Genomic DNA, 18,339 nt, shown 5'->3' with positions numbered 1-18,339 from the left:
TGAGTAAAAAACGTGAATACACTCGAACACACCATCGGCAACACCCCTCTGGTCAAACTTCAGCGCATGGGGTGTGACAACGGCAGCGAAATCTGGGTCAAACTTGAAGGCAATAACCCGGCGGGGTCGGTGAAAGACCGGGCGGCGCTGTCGATGATTGTTCAGGCCGAAAAGCGCGGCGAAATAAAGCCCGGCGACGTGCTGATCGAAGCCACCAGCGGTAACACCGGTATCGCACTGGCGATGATAGCCGCCCTGAAAGGCTATCGTATGAAGCTGCTGATGCCGGATAACATGAGTCAGGAGCGCCGTGCCGCCATGCGTGCCTACGGGGCCGAGCTGATTCTGGTGAGCAAAGAGCAGGGGATGGAAGGGGCGCGAGATTTAGCGTTAGCGATGGCGGAGCGCGGGGAAGGCAAGCTGCTCGACCAGTTTAATAACCCGGACAACCCGTACGCGCACTACACCACCACCGGCCCGGAAATCTGGCAGCAAACCGGCGGGCGCATCACCCACTTTGTCTCCAGCATGGGGACCACGGGCACGATCACCGGTGTGTCACGTTTTCTGCGCGAGCAGGAGCAGCCGGTGACGATTGTCGGCCTCCAGCCGGAAGAGGGAAGCAGTATTCCGGGCATTCGCCGCTGGCCCGCGGAGTATATGCCGGGCATCTTTAATGCGCAGCTTGTGGACCAGGTGCTGGATATTCATCAGCGCGAGGCGGAAAATACCATGCGTGAGCTGGCCGTGCGTGAAGGCATCTTCTGCGGCGTCAGTTCGGGTGGCGCGGTAGCGGGGGCGATTCGGGTGGCTAAGGCAAACCCGGGTGCAGTAGTGGTAGCGATTATTTGCGATCGCGGCGATCGCTACCTGTCGACCGGCGTCTTTGGTGAAGAGAGTTATTCGCAGGGGGCGGGGATTTAAGCGTCATGGAGATGATTTTATTCCGGGATAACACCCGGGCGCAGCAAACCGATATTGTCGCCGTTCAGTCGCAGGTGGTGTACGGCAGTGTGGGAAACAGCATCGCGGTGCCAAATATTCGCACCCATCGACTGAACGTTACCGCCGTGCCGACGGTGCTGTTCAGCAATACGCCACACTACGACACCTTCTACGGCGGGGTGATCCCGGACGAGTGGTTCAGCGGCTACCTGAAGGCGCTGGAAGAGCGCGAGATCCTGCGCGAGCTTAAAGCAGTCACTACCGGCTATATGGGCAGCGCCAGCCAGATCGTGCTGCTGGCGCAGTGGCTGAAGGCGATCAAAGTGCAACATCCCGATCTGCTGGTGCTGGTCGACCCGGTAATCGGAGACATCGACAGCGGGATGTACGTGAAGCCGGATATTCCTGAAGCCTACCGTGAGCACCTGCTCCCGCTGGCCCAGGGCATTACGCCCAACGTGTTTGAGCTGGAAGTGCTGAGCGGCAAACCGTGCCGTACGCCGGAGAGCGCCATTGCCGCCGCGCAGGGACTGCTGTCTGACACGCTTAAATGGGTGGCGATCACCAGCGCGCCAGTGGCTGACGATCCGCAAAATATCCACGTCGTGCTGGTGAGCGAGGAGGGCGTTACCGTAAGCGCACACCCGCGCGTTGAGACGGACCTGAAAGGGACGGGGGATCTGTTCTGTTCGGAGCTGGTGAGCGGTATCGTCGGCGGTAAAACCGTGGCCGACGCCATTCGCATGGCGGGCGACAGGGTGACTGACGTGATGATCTATACGCAGTCGAAAGGCTACGACGAGCTTATTCTGCCTGCATAAACAAAAATGGCGCCCGAAGGCGCCATTTTACCGTGCGGCAAGAATTACTTCTTGATGCGGATAACCGGGGTTTCACCCACGGTAACGCTGCCAGACAGTTTGATCAGCTCTTTGATTTCGTCCATATTGGAGATAACAACCGGAGTCAGGGTAGACTTCGCTTTTTCTTCCAGCAGTGGCAGATCGAATTCAATTACAGGGTCGCCAACTTTAACACGCTGGCCTTCTTCCGCGATACGTTTGAAGCCTTCGCCTTTCAGTTCAACGGTGTCGATACCGAAGTGAACGAACAGTTCGATACCGCTATCGGATTCGATAGAGAACGCATGGTTGGTTTCAAAAATCTTACCAATGGTACCGTCAACTGGAGCAACCATTTTGTTGCCAGTTGGTTTGATAGCAATGCCATCACCAACGATTTTCTCAGCAAACACTACATCCGGCACGTCTTCGATATTGACGATCTCGCCGGAGAGCGGAGCAACAATCTCAATAGTTCCGGAGTCGCTATTGCTTTTGTCACCGAACAGTTTACTAAATAAACCCATTAGACTTATCTCCTAAGCAGTAATTTGGGCCGCATCTCGTGGATTAGCAGATTGTTTTTTCTTCAATGAACTTGTTAACCAGCGTCATTAACTCGTCCGTTGTCGGTTGAGCAAGAGCCTGCTCTGCTAATACCTTCGCATCTTCGAAGTTCGTGTTACGGATAATCTTCTTGATGCGCGGGATGGAAATGGCGCTCATAGAGAATTCGTCCAGACCCATACCCAGCAACAGAAGTGTAGCACGTTCGTCGCCTGCAAGCTCACCACACATGCCAGTCCATTTACCTTCTGCATGAGAAGCATCAATAACTTGCTTGATCAAATTCAGTACAGACGGCGACATTGGCTGGTAGAGATGTGAAATCATATCATTACCACGGTCAACTGCCAGGGTGTACTGCGTTAAATCATTGGTACCGATACTAAAGAAATCAACTTCTTTGGCTAAATGACGTGCAATGGTCGCGGCTGCCGGTGTTTCCACCATCACGCCGATCTCGATTGACTCGTCAAATGCTTTACCTTCGTCACGCAGTTCCTGCTTGTAGATTTCAATCTCTTTCTTCAGTGCACGCACTTCTTCAACAGAGATGATCATCGGGAACATGATGCGCAGCTTACCGAAAGCGGATGCACGCAGGATAGCGCGAACCTGGTCACGCAGGATCTCTTTGCGATCCATGGCGATACGCACAGCACGCCAGCCCAGGAACGGGTTCTCTTCTTTCGGGAAGTTCATGTACGGCAGCTCTTTGTCGCCACCGATATCCATGGTGCGGACGATAACGGCCTGCGAGCCGCACGCTTCCGCAACCGCTTTGTACGCTGCAAACTGCTCTTCTTCCGTTGGCAGGGCGTCGCGGTCCATGAACAAGAATTCAGTACGATACAGACCTACACCTTCCGCACCGTTGCGCTCAGCGCCGTCAACGTCACGTACGGTACCGATGTTAGCGCACACTTCAACCTGATGGCCGTCCAGCGTGATGGCTGGCAGATCTTTCAGTTTAGCGAGTTCCGCTTTCTCGGTAGCAACCTGCTCCTGAACGGAACGCAGCTGCTCGATCACATCGTTAGTTGGGTTGACGTAAACCACATTGTTTACGGCATCCAGAATCAGATAGTCGTCGTTTTTCACCTGCGAGGTGACGCTACCGGTACCCACGATGGCTGGCAGCTCCAGAGAACGCGCCATGATAGAGGTGTGGGAGGTACGTCCACCTGCATCAGTAATGAAACCCAGCACCTTGTTCAGGTTCAGCTGTGCGGTTTCAGACGGGGTCAGGTCAGCGGCAACCAGGATGACTTCGTCCTGAATCGCGCTCAGATCGATGATGGCCAGACCCAGGATGTTGCGCAGCAGGCGCTTACCGATGTCACGTACGTCAGCCGCACGCTCTTTCAGGTATTCATCGTCCAGCTCTTCCAGGGCAGTTGCCTGACCTTCGATAACTTCATGCGCAGCCGCGTCGGCCGTCATGCCTTTATCTTTAATCAGGGCTATGATTTCCTGCTCCAGCTCCTCATCTTCGAGCAGCATAATGTGCCCTTCGAAGATGGCTTCTTTTTCTTCACCGAAAGTTTCGCCAGCTTTAGTTTTAATCGCTTCCAGTTGCGCAGATGCCTTGGCACGACCGCTCAGAAAACGTTCAACTTCCTGATCAACCTTGTCGGCAGAAATTTTTTTCCGGTCAATGACGATTTCGTCTTCTTTCAGCAGCAATGCTTTGCCGAAAGCGATACCCGGGGATGCTAAAATGCCTGAAATCATAACCCTACCTTACTTGTGACTGATATTGAAAAGAACCCGGTAAACTTACTCGAGTTCAGCCATCAGCTTAACCAGATGCTCAACTGCTTTCTGCTCGTCTTCACCTTCAGCGGAGATGGTAACAACGGTACCCTGAGTCAGACCCAGAGTTTGCAGCTTGAACAGGCTTTTTGCGCTAGCGCTTTTGCCGTTGGAAGTCACAGTGATTTCAGAAGTGAAGCCTTTCGCTTCTTTAACAAACTGAGCAGCAGGGCGGGTGTGCAGACCGTTCGGAGCGGTAATGGTAACTTCTTGCTGGAACATTGTATTTCCCCAACTTATAGGTTTAGTGTTGTGGAACTAAAGTCTAGCCTGGCGACTTAACTTTAGCCTGTATAGTTAGCGCTGACGTTTCAATCGTCATTAAACATTATGCAGTGAAAGCAAGACTTGAACCAAATCATAAAATCGATTCAGCAGCGCTATTTCGTTCACCGATTAATTTCGCGCATCAAAATAATTGCTGGTTTAAATACCAGACCCAACGGGGTGAAGCAATGCCAGGAGGGGTAAAACTTTGAAGCAGGCCACAAAAAAGCACCTGAAAAGGTGCTTTTTTACGCGTTTTTAACATGCTGGCATCACTGTTGCAGTTCTTTCTCTGTGAACAGATCGGCAAACAGTGCTGTGCTTAAGTAACGCTCACCCGAAGACGGTAGGATAACCACAATATTCTTGTTGGTAAAGGTTTCGTCTTCCAGCAGTTTGAGAGCTGCAGCAACCGCCGCACCGGAAGAGATACCCGCCAGAATGCCTTCCTCGTCCATCAGGCGACGCGCCGTGGAGATGGCTTCTTCATTGGTGATGGCGACCACTTTATCGATCAGCTTCAGATCGAGGTTGCCTGGAATAAAGCCAGCGCCGATACCCTGGATTTTGTGCGGACCTGGTTTGATCTCTTCGCCTGCCAGCGCCTGAGCGATAACCGGCGAGTCGGTTGGCTCAACGGCAACGGTAATCAGATCTTTTTTACCTTTCGTGCCTTTAATATAGCGAGACACCCCGGTCAGCGTACCGCCGGTGCCTACGCCGGAGATAAACACATCAACCTGACCGTCGGTATCTTCCCAGATTTCCGGGCCGGTGGTTTTCTCATGAATTTCCGGGTTGGCCGGGTTGCTGAACTGCTGGAGCAGCAGATACTTTGCAGGATCGCTGGCGACGATTTCTTCGGCCTTCTGAATCGCGCCCTTCATGCCTTTCGCGCCTTCCGTGAGGACCAGATTCGCACCCAACGCTTTCAGCAGCTTACGGCGCTCAATACTCATGGTTTCAGGCATAGTCAGCGTCAGCTTATAGCCGCGCGCCGCCGCAACATAGGCCAGGGCGATACCGGTATTGCCGCTGGTGGGTTCAACCAGCTCAACGCCAGGTTTCAGCACGCCACGCTTTTCAGCATCCCAAATCATATTCGCACCGATACGGCATTTAACGCTGAAGCTTGGGTTACGAGATTCGACCTTCGCCAGAATGCGTCCATTACCGATACGGTTCAGTCGAACCAGGGGCGTATGACCGATAGTCAGCGAGTTGTCTTCATAAATCTTACTCATGGCCTGTCCTTAACTGTATGAAATTGGGATACCGACCCAGCATACCTGTTGAACAGGTATGGGGAAGTAAGGAAATCGCATATCTATATGCTGCAAGGAAATAATGGGGATCAGTATGGAATAAGGGGCGGCATAAGCCATCCCTCTTTTACACATTTTTGCATTACTTCCATAACGCGTGCTTAGCACGGTAGCAGTCCACCCACATCGCCGTCGCGCCGCAAACGGCAACGGGCATGATGAACAGATTCAGGAAAGGGATCATGGTGAACAGGCTGGTAAGGGCACCAAACTGCATATTGGCAACCTTCTGAGTGCGCAGGGCAGTGCGCATCTCTTTAAACGGCACTTTGTGGTTATCGAACGGATAATCACAGTACTGGATAGCAAGCATCCAGGCGCTGAACAGGAACCACAGCACGGGTGCGACCGTCTGGCCGATCCCGGGTACAAAATAAAGGATGAGCAGCACAATCGCCCGCGGCAGGTACCACGCAAACTTCTGCCATTCGCGCTTCATGATGCGGGGGACATCTTTCACGATCCCCAGTACGCCCGTGTCAGGCGGCGCCGCACCGGTCAGGCGCGCTTCCAGCTGTTCGGCCAGCAGACCGTTGAACGGCGCGGCTATCCAGTTAGCTATCGTCGAAAAGAAATAGCCGAAAACCAGCAGCACGGAGATAACCGCAATCGGCCAGAGCAGGTAGTCCAACCACTGTAACCAGTCCGGCACATAGCTCATCAGGGAAGGGATCCAGCTTTCCAGTCTGGTGAACAGCCACCAGAACGCGCCCCCCATCAGAATAATGTTGATCAGTAACGGCAAAACAACGAAGCGTCGAATGCCCGGCAGGGAGACCAGTTTCCAGCCCTGAGAAAAGTACCAGACCCCGCTACGTGGGGCAGAAGAAGATGTTGAAACCATACCAGGCTGTACTCCTTTTTACACAACCAGTGGAATTGCCCGCCTATATTATCCAGTTACGGGCCAATGACCAGTTCGGAAATGTTCGAAAAACCAGCAAAAAGCACGATTTAGTTCATCTTTATGCTGTGAATGCTCTGCATACACTTGCACTTGACGTAAACGGCAAATACTCTTAGTGAGTAAATGTTTGCCGTGGTGGCAAGGTGTTAGAACAACAGAGAATATAATGATGCAGGATTTGCGTCTGATATTAATCATTGTTGGCGCGATCGCCATAATCGCTTTACTGGTACATGGTTTCTGGACCAGCCGTAAAGAGCGTTCCTCTATGTTTCGCGATCGTCCACTGAAGCGCATGAAGTCCAGTCGCGAAGACGATGACGTTGAAGACGACATCGACGGTCTTGACGACGACGGCGTGGGTGAAGTTCGTGTTCATCGGGTCAATACTGCGCCCGGCGCAGCGCATGGAGAGCATGAAGCTCCCCGCGCTCCGCAGCACCAGTATCAACCACCGTATGCCTCTGCCCAGCCGCGCCAGCCAGCGCCGCCGCCAGTGGAAGAACCTGTTCGTCATCCGTCGCAGCAGCCTGTGCAACAGCAGCCCGTTGCGCCACAGCCTGTACAGCAGCAACCTGTGCAACAGCCTGCACAGCCAGTGCATCAGCCACAGCCAGTGCATCAGCCACAGCCAGTGCAACAGCCGCAGCCGGTAGAACAACCGCAGCCTGAATCTGCACCGCCTGCGCCACAGCCCGCTCCGCGCGTTGAGCCAGAGCCTGTTGTTGAGCCAGAACCGGTTGTTGAAAAGCCGCAGCGTAAAGAAGCGGTAATCATCATGAATGTGGCTGCTCATCATGGCACCCATCTGAACGGTGACGTGCTGCTCAACAGCATCCAACAGGCAGGCTTCAAGTTCGGCGACATGAATATTTTCCATCGCCACCTGAGTCCTGACGGCAGCGGTCCGGCGCTGTTCAGCCTGGCCAATATGGTCAATCCAGGCACGTTTGACCCGGAAATGACCGGTGATTTCGTCACGCCTGGGGTTACGATCTTTATGCAGGTGCCGTCCTACGGTGACGAGCTGCAAAACTTTAAGCTGATGCTACAGTCCGCTCAGCACATCGCCGACGAAGTGGGCGGTGTGGTGCTCGACGATCAGCGTCGTATGATGACGCCGCAGAAACTGCGCGAATATCAGGACCGCATCCGCGAAGTTAAGGAAGCTAACGCGTAATCGTCGCGTTTACTTCAACTCCTCCTCAACCCCCGCCTGTCGGGGGTTTTTCTCATTGATGGTGCGATATGGACTCAATCGAACAACAACTTACTGAACTGCGAACCACGCTTCGCCATCATGAATATCTCTATCATGTTATGGACGCACCGGAAGTGCCGGATGCGGAATATGATCGCCTGATGCGTGAACTGCGCGAGCTGGAAGCGCAGCACCCCGAACTGATTACGCCCGATTCCCCAACGCAGCGCGTTGGCGCGGAACCGCTGGGTGCTTTCAGCCAGGTGCGCCACGAAGTGCCGATGCTGTCGCTGGATAACGTGTTTGATGAAGAGAGTTTTCTGGCTTTCAACAAGCGCGTGCAGGATCGCCTGAAGAGCGTCGACAATCTGAGCTGGTGCTGCGAGCTAAAACTGGATGGTCTGGCCGTCAGCATTCTTTATGAGAACGGCGTGATGGTACGTGCCGCAACGCGCGGCGACGGCACCACCGGGGAAGACATCACCACCAATGTGCGCACCATTCGTGCGATCCCGCTGAAGCTGCGTGGCGATAACATTCCTGCGCGGCTGGAAGTGCGCGGGGAAGTTTTCCTTCCGCAGGCGGGGTTTGAGAAGATCAATGAAGAAGCGCGTCGTACCGGGGGTAAAGTGTTTGCAAACCCGCGTAACGCGGCGGCAGGTTCGCTGCGCCAGCTCGATCCGCGTATCACCGCGAAGCGACCGCTTACTTTCTTCTGCTACGGCGTCGGGATCCTGGAAGGCGGTGACCTGCCGGATACCCACCTGGGTCGTTTAATGCAGTTCAAAGAGTGGGGTTTGCCGGTAAGCAACCGCGTGCAGCTTTGCGACTCTCCAGAGGCGGTGCTGGCGTTCTATCACAAGGTTGAAGAAGATCGTCCCACGCTTGGGTTTGATATTGATGGCGTAGTGATCAAGGTTAACTCCCTGGCATTGCAGGAACAGTTGGGTTTTGTTGCCCGGGCGCCACGCTGGGCAGTGGCCTTTAAGTTCCCGGCGCAGGAGCAGATGACCTTCGTTCGCGACGTGGAATTTCAGGTAGGACGTACGGGGGCGATTACGCCTGTGGCGCGTCTGGAGCCTGTGCAGGTGGCTGGCGTGCTGGTCAGTAACGCTACGCTGCATAACGCCGATGAAATTGCCCGTCTGGGGCTGCGAATTGGTGACAAAGTGGTGATTCGCCGCGCGGGCGATGTGATCCCGCAGGTGGTTAACGTAGTGGAATCAGAACGTCCTGCCGATACCCGTGCCATCGAGTTTCCTGCCCATTGTCCGGTATGTGGTTCGGACGTTGAGCGCGTGGAAGGTGAAGCGGTAACGCGCTGTACGGGCGGGTTAATCTGCGGCGCGCAGCGTAAAGAGTCCCTGAAGCACTTTGTCTCCCGCCGGGCGATGGACGTCGACGGAATGGGTGACAAGATCATCGACCAGTTAGTTGAGAAAGAGTATGTGCATACGCCAGCGGACCTCTTTACCCTGACGGCAGGTAAGCTGACCGGTCTTGATCGTATGGGGCCGAAATCTGCCCAGAACGTGGTCAATGCGCTCGAGGCGGCCAAAAATACTACCTTTGCCCGTTTCCTTTACGCGCTCGGCATTCGTGAAGTCGGAGAGGCGACGGCGGCAGGGCTGGCGGCGTATTTCGGCACGCTGGAGGCTCTTGAGAAAGCCACCATCGACGAACTACAGAAAGTCCCTGACGTTGGTATAGTGGTCGCTACCCACGTCTTCAACTTCTTCGCCGAAGAGAGCAACCGTGAAGTGATCGGTAAATTACTGGAACAGGGCATTCACTGGCCCGCACCGGTAGTGGTTAATGCAGAAGAGATCGACAGCCCGTTTGCAGGTAAAACGGTGGTGCTGACCGGCAGTCTGAGCCAGCTCTCGCGTGATGACGCGAAAGCGCGCCTGGTGGCGCTTGGGGCAAAAGTGGCGGGAAGCGTGTCAAAGAAAACCGACCTGGTGATCGCCGGGGAAGCGGCCGGTTCGAAGCTGGCAAAAGCGCAGGAGCTCGGCATCGAGGTGATCGATGAAGCGGAAATGATGCGCCTTTTAGGAGAGTGATGTGGAAAAAGAGCAGCTCGTTGAGATCGCCAATACGGAGATGCCGTTCGGTAAATATAAGGGCCGCAGGCTGATTGATTTACCGGAAGAATATCTGCTGTGGTTTGCCCGTAAGGATGAGTTTCCTGCCGGGCGTCTTGGCGAGCTGATGGCTATCACATTACTGATCAAAACAGAGGGGCTGACCCAGCTGGTGCAGCCCCTGAAACGTCCTTAAACTTTCGCGGCGCGGGTCTCTTCCTGCGCCAGCTTTTCAGTCTGTGCCTTGTAACGCCGCGCCAGTACCGCACACACCATCAGCTGGATCTGATGGAAAATCATCAGCGGCAGTACCATCATCCCAATGACCGACGTCGGGAACAGAATATTGGCCATCGGGATCCCGTTGGCCAGGCTCTTTTTCGATCCACAGAATACGATGGTGATTTCATCGGCCTTATTGAAGCCGCATTTGCGGGCCACAAAGACGTTAACCGCGATCACAATGGTCAGCAGAACAATGCTTACCACCACAATAAACAGCAGCGATCCTGCACCCACCCTGTGCCAGATGCCGTTCACCACGGCTTCGCTGAAGGCCGTGTAAACCACCAGCAGAATGGAGCTTTGGTCCGTTTTCCCGATCCATTTTTTGTGTTTCGCCACAAACGCCCCAATCCAGGGGCGGGATAAGTGTCCGAGCACAAACGGCAGTAGCAGTTGCAGACAAATTTTACCCACCTGCTCCAGATTACCTTCTGCACCATGCATGTTCATCAGCAGACCGACCAGCAGCGGTGAAACAAAGATCCCGAGCAGGCTGGAAGCCGAAGCAGAACAGACCGCCGCCGCGACGTTGCCGCCCGCCAGCGAGGTAAAGGCAATAGCAGACTGCACGGTGGCCGGCAAAATGCACAGATAAAGGAAACCGGTATAGAGTTCCGGATCGACATTCACCGGCGCCCACCAGGCAAACAGCACGCCCAGAACAGGGAAGAGGATAAAGGTGCTGCACATTACCCAGAGGTGCAGTCGCCAGTGGCTACCGCCTGCAATAATGGCTTCCCGGGAGAGTTTGGCGCCATGCATAAAGAACAACAGGGCAATGGCTGCCGTGGTCAGCCCTTCAATGACCGGAACGAAACCGCCCCGTGCCGGGAAGAACGAGGCCAGCAAGACGACACCAATCAGGGTCAGCGTAAACGGATCAAGGATACGAAAAAGTTTCATAATCACTCCTGAAAACAGATGCCGCTATTGTGCTTTCTTCCCTTTGAGAAATAAAATTGATTTATTGCATCCATTCATGAATTAAACAGATGAATTATTCACTACGTCAGCTTCGTGTTTTCGTCACCGTCGCGCAGGCCCACAGCTTCAGTCGGGCAGGGGAGATGATTGGCCTCAGCCAGTCGGCGGTGAGCCATAGCGTGAAAGAGCTGGAAACTCAAACCGGCGTGAAACTGCTCGACCGCACGACGCGCGAAGTGGTGCTCACCGAAGCGGGACATCAGCTGGCAACGCGTCTGGAAAGGCTGCTGGATGAACTGAACAGTACGCTGAGAGACGTCGGACGGCTTGGACAACAGCTTTCCGGTACCGTGAGAGTGGCGGCGAGCCAGACGATTTCGGCGCATCTTATTCCCCAGTGCATCGCTGAAAGTAATCACCGCTATCCGGATATCGATTTTGTTTTGCACGACAGGCCGCAGCAGTGGGTACTGGAGAGTATTCGTCAGGGGGATGTGGATTTCGGGATTGTTATCGATCCCGGAGCGGTAAGCGACCTGGAATGTGAAGTGGTACTCTCGGAACCCTTTTTATTGCTCTGCCGCGATGATGATCCTCTGGCATCGCTGTCGCAGGTGGCCTGGCAAGCCTTACAGGGGGCAAACCTGGTGTTACAGGATTATGCATCAGGTAGCCGCCCGCTGATAGATGCCGCACTGGCCGCACAGGGCGTAAAGGCAACCATTGTGCAGGAGATTGGGCATCCTGCCACGCTCTTCCCCATGGTCGAAGCGGGGATTGGGATCAGCGTTCTGCCTGCGCTGGCGCTGCCACTGCCGCAAGGAAGTCGTTTAACGGTGAAGCGTTTCCTGCCCTGCATTGAACGCCAGCTGATGCTGGTACGCCGTAAAAACAGGTCTCTTTCCGGAGCGGCTCATGCCTGCTGGGATGTGGTGCGTATGCAGGCCAGGCGTCTGATGGAGGCCCGCACGCGCGATCCACTTTTTAACGAAACCAATGATCAGATATAGATATCAATCTGATGTTCTGCGGAGGGTTTATTGACGCCTTCCGCCACGGCCTGACCGCTTTCCTGTTTTGGCATCGCCTCTTCTGCCTGCTGACGCTGCAATTGCGCCAGCTGTGCCTGCAACATAGCCAGCTGAGATTCGAGCAATTCTTGCTGCTTTTGCTTTTCTTCCGCTGTGGCATCACCCATGGCGACTTCTTTGAGTTGCTGAGTGACTTTCGTTATCTGTTTGGTCAGACGGGTGATCTGGGAAGCAATGTCGTTTCCGCCGGAGCTGTTATCTACGCTGCCGATTTCCATCGCCGACAGAGAAACGGGCTTAAGAGTTGTCATATTGAGATCCTTTTCGCCATAAAATAGAGGTATCGGCAAAGAAGGCGTGAGCTTGAGTAAAACAAGCGGTTTGGCTGCAATGGGGATGTGCTATATCGCAGATAGCAAAAAAGCGCCTTTAGGGCGCTTTTTTACATTGGTGGGTCGTGCAGGATTCGAACCTGCGACCAATTGATTAAAAGTCAACTGCTCTACCAACTGAGCTAACGACCCGAAATGGTGGGCGATGACGGGCTCGAACCGCCGACCCCCTCCGTGTAAAGGAGATGCTCTACCAACTGAGCTAATCGCCCATTTCGGAACTGCTACGATAAGGTGAGAATGGTGGGCGATGACGGGCTCGAACCGCCGACCCCCTCCGTGTAAAGGAGATGCTCTACCAACTGAGCTAATCGCCCAATCTCAATTCTTATCTACACTGCGAGTCTACCGAAGTAGATGGTGGGTGATGACGGGCTCGAACCGCCGACCCCCTCCGTGTAAAGGAGATGCTCTACCAACTGAGCTAATCACCCCCGCTGTGTGGAGTCGCATTATAGGGAGAGTTGAAAATGAGTCAACGCATTTTCTAAAGTTTTTATTCGTTCGTCGTAAAATTAGTCAAAACGATCGCAAAACGGACTGTGGTGCATGATTTCTAAACAAAAACAGCAATCTCGAACCGGATAAAGTGATCGACATTGAGGAATCGGCCCACAGTGATAGAATATTGCCCATTGTTTTCTTCCCAGGATTTGCCGATTACCGGCATCTTTATAACGTAAGGCCATTTCATGAAAATCAAAACTCGCTTCGCGCCGAGCCCGACAGGCTATCTGCATGTCGGTGGTGCACGTACTGCTCTCTACTCCTGGCTTTTCGCACGCCACAACAAAGGTGAGTTTGTGCTGCGTATTGAAGACACCGACCTGGAGCGCTCAACGCCGGAAGCAATTGAAGCCATTATGGATGGGATGAACTGGCTGAATCTGGAGTGGGACGAAGGCCCATACTTCCAGACCAAACGTTTTGACCGCTATAACGCCGTAATTGACGAGATGCTGGTCGCAGGCACGGCCTATAAGTGTTACTGCTCAAGGGAGCGTCTGGATGCGCTGCGCGAAGAGCAAATGGCAAAAGGCGAAAAACCGCGTTATGACGGTCGTTGCCGTCATGACCACAGCGAGCATGCTGCTGATGAGCCTTGCGTAGTGCGTTTTGCTAACCCGCAGGATGGCTCTGTTATCTTTGATGACCAGATCCGTGGCCCGATCGAATTCAGCAACCAGGAGCTGGATGACCTCATCATTCGTCGTACTGACGGCTCGCCAACCTATAACTTCTGCGTGGTTGTGGACGACTGGGATATGGAAATCACTCACGTGATCCGTGGTGAAGACCATATCAATAACACCCCGCGTCAGATCAACATTCTGAAAGCGCTGAACGCGCCTGTACCGGTGTATGCGCACGTATCGATGATCAACGGTGACGACGGTAAAAAGCTGTCCAAACGTCATGGCGCGGTGAGCGTGATGCAGTACCGTGATGACGGCTATCTGCCGGAAGCGCTACTGAACTATCTGGTGCGTCTGGGCTGGGCTCATGGTGACCAGGAGATCTTCAGCCGCGAAGAGATGATCGAGCTTTTCTCTCTGAACTCGGTAAGCAAATCAGCCAGCGCGTTCAACACTGACAAACTGCTGTGGCTGAACCATCACTACATCAATACCATGCAGCCAGAGTATGTGGCGACTTATCTGCAATGGCACATTGAGCAGGCAAACATCGATACCCGTACGGGCCCTGAACTGGCGGATCTGGTGAAGCTGCTTGGCGAGCGTTGCAAAACGCTGAAAGAGATCGCCGAGAGCTGCCGTTACTTCTATGAAGAGTTTGACGCGTTCGACGCCGACGCGGCCAAGAAACACCTGCGTCCGGTTGCGCGTCAGCCGCTGGAAGTGGTGCGAGATAAACTCGAAGCCATTACCGAATGGACTGCAGAAAATGTTCACCACGCGATTCAGGCAACCGCTGATGAGTTGGAAATTGGCATGGGTAAAGTCGGTATGCCGCTGCGCGTTGCGGTGACGGGGGCAGGCCAGTCTCCGGCGCTGGACGTGACCGTTCATGCCATTGGCAAATCACGTAGCGTTGCGCGTATCAACAAGGCGCTGGGCTTTATTGCTGAGCGCGAAAGCCAGCAGTAATGCTCGTGAAATACAAATAACGGCAGGGTAACCTGCCGTTTTTTATGTCTGTTATTCAGCAATACCAAGACGCGTGAGAAAACCCTGCAAACCTTCGCGAGCGAGCAGCTTGTGCAAACGTTCCTGTTCGACAGTTGTCATGTTTTCCAGCGAGTCGATAATTTGTGGAAGCAGGCTGGATGAGGTCGCCACGCCATAGAGTGAAGGGCTTTCTGCCACATGGTAAACAGCCCGACTGTTACGAATGGCGGGAAGGCTAATGATGTGCTCCTTAACGTGCGCATCAATACATATCACCCTCGCTCTTCCGCCTTTTACACCGTTGATACCCTCCGTTTTCCATCCTTTCTGTCGTATCCAGCGATTAACGGTTTGTCGGGCGACGCCCAGACTGTCCGCCAGCTCTTCCGTGGTCATTTTGCTGCGTAATCTTTTCATATTAGCGTTGGTCGCGAATCCCTAAGCGTTGTAACAATCCGGTAATCCCTTCCCGCAGTAACAGAGATGTCATCTGCTTTTGCTCATCCGGCGTCATTTCATTCGCCAGCGTCAGGAGCAGGGCGTGAAGCGAGCCTTCGTGGTACGCCTTTTCTGGCATTTCCGGCGACTCTGTTACCCTGCGTGCGCTGCGAATAAAGTCGCGCACTTTTTCATTGACGTGTACCAGACGCGCCTTGCCGCCCTGAACGCCTGGTTTTGGCGATGTAATCCAACCCTCTTTGCGTACCCATTTATTGATGGTCTGTCGGCTATAGCCAGTCAGCAGGGCTAACTCTTCTGGCGTCATTCGTTCCTTGATCATACAATTTCCTGAATATCTGTGGGGTTAATTAGTGGTTCATTTTATAGCACCGTTTTACGTGAAAACGTGACAAGCTTAACTCCTGGCTGCGAGCAGACTCGCAAAGTGATTCATTTGCATGATTTTTCGGCGGTTGAAAGGCTGAGGTTGAATTTGCCGTTGACACTGTGCGGCGGAATTCATATTATGCCGCCCGTCAACATGACAGCTTTACGATGGGGCTATAGCTCAGCTGGGAGAGCGCCTGCATGGCATGCAGGAGGTCAGCGGTTCGATCCCGCTTAGCTCCACCAAACTCTGAACCCAACAGAGTACGGTAGGTAAAGTAACATATGGGGCTATAGCTCAGCTGGGAGAGCGCTTGCATGGCATGCAAGAGGTCAGCGGTTCGATCCCGCTTAGCTCCACCAAAATTTAAACCCTCGTCGTCAGACGGGGGTTTTTTATATCTTGTAAAATATTTAGACTGTTTTTGTTGCAATTAACGTCATTTTCTATACCTCACCTCAATCCAAATCAATAAATAAGTCCATAAATAGACCTAAACTTGATTCGTCCAATTAATAAACCTATTATCGATCCGGTCAATAAGACGATGGTTAAATAGATTACCCGGATTAATGAATAGAAAAATTTACAATAATGTAAAAATATTTATGATTGCCCTGGCGCTAAGCCTGATTGCGATCCCCTTTTCCCGTTATATCTCTCCGCGCGCTATCGTTAACGAAAATGATGTTTATTTAGCGTGGCTGCCCTTAAGCGCCATGCTCGCCATCGTGTTGTTATTTGGACGACGGGCAATCATTCCTTTGTTGCTAAGTTTTAGTGTTACTAATGCTTATTACTTTGATTTAGCCCCGCTACAATCTATCGTTTTATTATGTTGTCAGACGTTTTCCGTCTTCGCCGCCTGTGGCGTTATCCGTTTGATGCTGGGCAAGCGCTGGCGCCACAGCATGCCGAATAAGTACATTGGTATACGTATTTTATGGCTCGGATTTATGGTGCCTGTGGGCATCAAATTATCGATGTATCTGGCGGGGTATTTATTTGATTTCCCGGTAACAATCTCCTCCTATTTCGGCGAAGGCTCTGCAATTTATAACGTTATCGATATTCAGAGTCTGATTTGCGCCGCTCTGATTTTCACCATGATGTTCTATTATCCATTAAGAATGATTATTAATCCTCGCTATGCCCGAACATTCTGGCGGCGAAGCGTGAAGCCCCTCTTTTGCAACAAAAAAGCGTTATTTATCGTTGTGTGGCTGATGCTGTTGGTCTCAATGATCGCTATTTTATGCGCGCCTTTTGAGTCGCAGTTTATTGCGGGTTATTTGATGCCGACCGTTTTCATTCTTTTTACCCTGGGTATTGGTCGTTTGAGCTATGCGCTCATCTCTTTATTCTGGGCAGCCTCAGCGCTCATGTTGTTGACCTATAATTATAATTTTCTCAATGGCGTTGAATCGGGCCACTCGCTCTCCTTTATTCTGTCGGTACTCATCTCTTTCGCTATCTGCCTGCTTTACATGTCGCAGATCTATCAGAAAAGTGAATGGCTGAAACAGGGGTGGCAGGAGAGGGCGCTTACCGATCCGCTCACCGGTCTGCCTAACATTCGTGCGCTGGAAGTTTTTCTACAGCATCATCCTGAGGCCAAAGTCTGCTGCTTGCGTCTGGATAATCTGGAATTCCTGAGCCGTCACTACGGCATCCTCATGCGCGTGCACTGTAAAAAGATGATCACCGCGTCGCTGCAGCCGTTATTGCAAAAAGACGAGAAGCTCTTCCAGTTACCAGGCAGTGAACTGATGTTGGTCTTGCTGGGACCGGGCACGGCTGAACGTCTGCAATTTATGGTTGACCATCTGAACAGCCGTAAAATTATCTGGAACAAGACTGAGCTCGACATTGAGTTTGGTGCCTCCTGGGGGGAAGTGCCAAATGGAGAAAGCGTGCATCACACGCTGGGTCAGTTGAGCTGGCTGTCCGAGCAGTCCTGTTCCGGGCATAACGTCCTGGCGTTAACCAACAGTCTGGATGATGTTTCTGGTCATACGACGGACAGGGTGCTAATGCTGGCCCGTATAAAACGCGCCCTTGATATCGGTGGTCTCCATCTTTACGCGCAGCCAATTCACAACGCGCGCGGAGAAGGGTACTTTGAAATCCTTTCGCGTCTTGAAAGTGATGGTGAGATCATCACCCCTGACCGCTTTATTCCGCTGATTGCTCAGTTCAACCTGAGCCACCGATTCGACCTGAACGTGGTGGAAAAATTGCTGATGTGGATGCGCAGTCATCCATCCGGACGGGCCGGAACGCGGTTCTCCGTTAATCTGATGCCGCTGACGCTGATGCAGAACGAGATTGCAGCTGAGATCATCGCGCTTTTTGAACGCTACGCCGTTGCACCGCAAGATATCGTCATTGAGATCACCGAGGAACAGGCTTTCTCTGACTCGGGAAGCAGCATCAACAATATCCAGCAGCTGCGGGATTATGGCTTCCGCATTGCTATCGATGACTTTGGTACCGGCTATGCCAACTTTGAGCGCCTGAAGCGACTGGAGGCCGATATCATTAAGATCGATGGCTGCTTCGTGAAAGATATCTGCACCGACAGCATGGATGCGATGATCGTGCAGTCCATTTGCAACATGGCAAAAACGAAATCGCTTTGTGTGGTGGCTGAATATGTGGAATCGGCTGAACAACGCGAGATCTTGCTGCGATACGGCGTTGATTATTTGCAGGGCTATTTGATTGGTAAACCACTGCCCCTGACGGCGCTGGAGACATAAAAAAACCGGGAGCGATGGCTCCCGGTTTTCATTGAGC

Annotated in this window: 17 protein-coding genes and 6 tRNA genes; 10 read left to right on the top strand and 13 right to left on the bottom strand. The window is 53.0% G+C overall.

From position 1 onward, the window contains the following. Window positions 1-12 precede the first annotated feature (12 nt). Both cysM and pdxK read left to right on the top strand, forming a co-directional pair. Entirely contained in the window at window positions 13-924 is a 912-nt protein-coding gene (gene cysM / locus ACOTXC_RS07635; protein WP_022648948.1) for a cysteine synthase CysM, read from the top strand. Between the two features lie 5 nt (window positions 925-929). Then, a complete protein-coding gene (gene pdxK / locus ACOTXC_RS07630; RefSeq protein WP_022648947.1) occupies window positions 930-1,766 on the top strand; it encodes a pyridoxine/pyridoxal/pyridoxamine kinase in 837 nt (278 codons plus the stop codon). A 44-nt stretch (window positions 1,767-1,810) separates the two neighbouring features. On the opposite strand, the gene crr is transcribed toward pdxK, so the two are convergent. The 5 genes from crr to cysZ form a co-directional block, all read right to left on the bottom strand. Continuing rightward, window positions 1,811-2,314, bottom strand: a complete 504-nt coding sequence (gene crr / locus ACOTXC_RS07625) for a PTS glucose transporter subunit IIA (protein ID WP_022648946.1) — start codon at window positions 2,312-2,314, stop codon at window positions 1,811-1,813. 43 nt (window positions 2,315-2,357) lie between these two features. After that, entirely contained in the window at window positions 2,358-4,085 is a 1,728-nt protein-coding gene (ptsI, locus tag ACOTXC_RS07620) for a phosphoenolpyruvate-protein phosphotransferase PtsI (protein ID WP_022648945.1), read from the bottom strand. Between the two features lie 45 nt (window positions 4,086-4,130). Then, window positions 4,131-4,388 carry a phosphocarrier protein Hpr gene (gene ptsH, locus ACOTXC_RS07615; RefSeq protein WP_000487600.1) on the bottom strand — a complete coding sequence of 86 codons (258 nt, stop codon included), beginning with the start codon at window positions 4,386-4,388 and terminating at the stop codon, window positions 4,131-4,133. A gap of 317 nt (window positions 4,389-4,705) precedes the next feature. Then, on the bottom strand, window positions 4,706-5,677 hold the full coding sequence (gene cysK, locus ACOTXC_RS07610; RefSeq protein ID WP_006811453.1) for a cysteine synthase A: 972 nt from the start codon (window positions 5,675-5,677) through the stop codon (window positions 4,706-4,708). Between the two features lie 163 nt (window positions 5,678-5,840). Then, window positions 5,841-6,602, bottom strand: a complete 762-nt coding sequence (gene cysZ / locus ACOTXC_RS07605; protein ID WP_022648944.1) for a sulfate transporter CysZ — start codon at window positions 6,600-6,602, stop codon at window positions 5,841-5,843. 229 nt (window positions 6,603-6,831) lie between these two features. On the opposite strand from cysZ, the gene zipA reads away from it, so the two are divergent. The 3 genes from zipA to ACOTXC_RS07590 all read left to right on the top strand — a co-directional run bounded on the left by zipA (window position 6,832) and on the right by ACOTXC_RS07590 (window position 10,146). Next, complete coding sequence (gene zipA / locus ACOTXC_RS07600; protein WP_023300661.1) at window positions 6,832-7,845, top strand: cell division protein ZipA; 1,014 nt, start codon at window positions 6,832-6,834, stop codon at window positions 7,843-7,845. Between the two features lie 68 nt (window positions 7,846-7,913). After that, complete coding sequence (ligA, locus tag ACOTXC_RS07595) at window positions 7,914-9,929, top strand: NAD-dependent DNA ligase LigA (protein ID WP_032623825.1); 2,016 nt, start codon at window positions 7,914-7,916, stop codon at window positions 9,927-9,929. A 1-nt stretch (window position 9,930) separates the two neighbouring features. Beyond that, on the top strand, window positions 9,931-10,146 hold the full coding sequence (locus ACOTXC_RS07590) for a DUF3820 family protein (RefSeq protein WP_003861328.1): 216 nt from the start codon (window positions 9,931-9,933) through the stop codon (window positions 10,144-10,146). Here ACOTXC_RS07590 and ACOTXC_RS07585 read toward each other — a convergent pair. Continuing rightward, on the bottom strand, window positions 10,143-11,138 hold the full coding sequence (locus ACOTXC_RS07585) for a bile acid:sodium symporter family protein (protein WP_421767537.1): 996 nt from the start codon (window positions 11,136-11,138) through the stop codon (window positions 10,143-10,145). The two genes, ACOTXC_RS07590 and ACOTXC_RS07585, sit on opposite strands and share 4 nt — an antisense overlap. An 89-nt stretch (window positions 11,139-11,227) precedes the next feature. Between ACOTXC_RS07585 and ACOTXC_RS07580 the strand changes: the two genes are divergently transcribed. Beyond that, window positions 11,228-12,169, top strand: a complete 942-nt coding sequence (locus ACOTXC_RS07580; RefSeq protein ID WP_032676151.1) for a LysR family transcriptional regulator — start codon at window positions 11,228-11,230, stop codon at window positions 12,167-12,169. Here ACOTXC_RS07580 and ACOTXC_RS07575 read toward each other — a convergent pair. The 5 genes from ACOTXC_RS07575 to ACOTXC_RS07555 form a co-directional block, all read right to left on the bottom strand. After that, the gene (locus tag ACOTXC_RS07575) at window positions 12,160-12,501 is read right to left on the bottom strand and encodes a FlxA-like family protein (protein WP_022648939.1); all 342 of its coding nucleotides are present in this window, start codon (window positions 12,499-12,501) and stop codon (window positions 12,160-12,162) included. The genes ACOTXC_RS07580 and ACOTXC_RS07575 overlap by 10 nt on opposite strands. Window positions 12,502-12,638: 137 nt before the next feature. Beyond that, window positions 12,639-12,714, bottom strand: a tRNA-Lys gene (locus tag ACOTXC_RS07570). A 4-nt stretch (window positions 12,715-12,718) separates the two neighbouring features. Then, a tRNA-Val gene (locus ACOTXC_RS07565) sits at window positions 12,719-12,794 on the bottom strand. 29 nt (window positions 12,795-12,823) lie between these two features. Continuing rightward, window positions 12,824-12,899, bottom strand: a tRNA-Val gene (locus tag ACOTXC_RS07560). Window positions 12,900-12,940: 41 nt separating this feature from the next. Further along, a tRNA-Val gene (locus ACOTXC_RS07555) sits at window positions 12,941-13,016 on the bottom strand. 258 nt (window positions 13,017-13,274) lie between these two features. On the opposite strand from ACOTXC_RS07555, the gene gltX reads away from it, so the two are divergent. Beyond that, window positions 13,275-14,690, top strand: coding sequence for a glutamate--tRNA ligase (gene gltX, locus ACOTXC_RS07550; protein WP_022648938.1), 1,416 nt, complete (start codon window positions 13,275-13,277; stop codon window positions 14,688-14,690). Window positions 14,691-14,741: 51 nt separating this feature from the next. On the opposite strand, the gene ACOTXC_RS07545 is transcribed toward gltX, so the two are convergent. Continuing rightward, window positions 14,742-15,128 (bottom strand): YfeC-like transcriptional regulator, encoded by a 387-nt coding sequence (locus ACOTXC_RS07545; protein ID WP_032622330.1) that lies wholly within the window; start codon window positions 15,126-15,128, stop codon window positions 14,742-14,744. A 1-nt stretch (window position 15,129) separates the two neighbouring features. Beyond that, window positions 15,130-15,492, bottom strand: a complete 363-nt coding sequence (locus tag ACOTXC_RS07540; RefSeq protein WP_022648936.1) for a YfeC-like transcriptional regulator — start codon at window positions 15,490-15,492, stop codon at window positions 15,130-15,132. Between the two features lie 217 nt (window positions 15,493-15,709). Here ACOTXC_RS07540 and ACOTXC_RS07535 point away from each other — a divergent pair. From ACOTXC_RS07535 to ACOTXC_RS07525, 3 genes are all read left to right on the top strand, one after another. Then, a tRNA-Ala gene (locus ACOTXC_RS07535) sits at window positions 15,710-15,785 on the top strand. 41 nt (window positions 15,786-15,826) lie between these two features. Beyond that, window positions 15,827-15,902: transfer RNA gene (locus ACOTXC_RS07530), tRNA-Ala, on the top strand. A 210-nt stretch (window positions 15,903-16,112) separates the two neighbouring features. Continuing rightward, on the top strand, window positions 16,113-18,302 hold the full coding sequence (locus tag ACOTXC_RS07525; protein ID WP_421767536.1) for an EAL domain-containing protein: 2,190 nt from the start codon (window positions 16,113-16,115) through the stop codon (window positions 18,300-18,302). The last annotated feature ends 37 nt before the right edge of the window (window positions 18,303-18,339 follow it).

The sequence above is a fragment of the Enterobacter cloacae complex sp. IR5428 genome, from assembly GCF_049238585.1.
Lineage (GTDB): Bacteria > Pseudomonadota > Gammaproteobacteria > Enterobacterales > Enterobacteriaceae > Enterobacter > Enterobacter intestinihominis.
This window is presented reverse-complemented; position numbering and strand designations above follow the sequence as displayed.

What these genes read in the sequence shown, in the direction of transcription:
- ACOTXC_RS07585 (WP_421767537.1), bottom strand. Translation starts at nt 11,138, where the DNA reads ATGAAACTTTTTCGTATCCTTGATCCGTTTACGCTGACCCTGATTGGT.
- zipA (WP_023300661.1), top strand. Translation starts at nt 6,832, where the DNA reads ATGATGCAGGATTTGCGTCTGATATTAATCATTGTTGGCGCGATCGCC.
- ACOTXC_RS07575 (WP_022648939.1), bottom strand. Translation starts at nt 12,501, where the DNA reads ATGACAACTCTTAAGCCCGTTTCTCTGTCGGCGATGGAAATCGGCAGC.
- ptsH (WP_000487600.1), bottom strand. Translation starts at nt 4,388, where the DNA reads ATGTTCCAGCAAGAAGTTACCATTACCGCTCCGAACGGTCTGCACACC.
- cysZ (WP_022648944.1), bottom strand. Translation starts at nt 6,602, where the DNA reads ATGGTTTCAACATCTTCTTCTGCCCCACGTAGCGGGGTCTGGTACTTT.
- pdxK (WP_022648947.1), top strand. Translation starts at nt 930, where the DNA reads ATGGAGATGATTTTATTCCGGGATAACACCCGGGCGCAGCAAACCGAT.
- ACOTXC_RS07540 (WP_022648936.1), bottom strand. Translation starts at nt 15,492, where the DNA reads ATGATCAAGGAACGAATGACGCCAGAAGAGTTAGCCCTGCTGACTGGC.
- ACOTXC_RS07580 (WP_032676151.1), top strand. Translation starts at nt 11,228, where the DNA reads ATGAATTATTCACTACGTCAGCTTCGTGTTTTCGTCACCGTCGCGCAG.
- crr (WP_022648946.1), bottom strand. Translation starts at nt 2,314, where the DNA reads ATGGGTTTATTTAGTAAACTGTTCGGTGACAAAAGCAATAGCGACTCC.
- ptsI (WP_022648945.1), bottom strand. Translation starts at nt 4,085, where the DNA reads ATGATTTCAGGCATTTTAGCATCCCCGGGTATCGCTTTCGGCAAAGCA.
- ACOTXC_RS07525 (WP_421767536.1), top strand. Translation starts at nt 16,113, where the DNA reads ATGAATAGAAAAATTTACAATAATGTAAAAATATTTATGATTGCCCTG.
- ACOTXC_RS07545 (WP_032622330.1), bottom strand. Translation starts at nt 15,128, where the DNA reads ATGAAAAGATTACGCAGCAAAATGACCACGGAAGAGCTGGCGGACAGT.
- ligA (WP_032623825.1), top strand. Translation starts at nt 7,914, where the DNA reads ATGGACTCAATCGAACAACAACTTACTGAACTGCGAACCACGCTTCGC.
- cysK (WP_006811453.1), bottom strand. Translation starts at nt 5,677, where the DNA reads ATGAGTAAGATTTATGAAGACAACTCGCTGACTATCGGTCATACGCCC.
- gltX (WP_022648938.1), top strand. Translation starts at nt 13,275, where the DNA reads ATGAAAATCAAAACTCGCTTCGCGCCGAGCCCGACAGGCTATCTGCAT.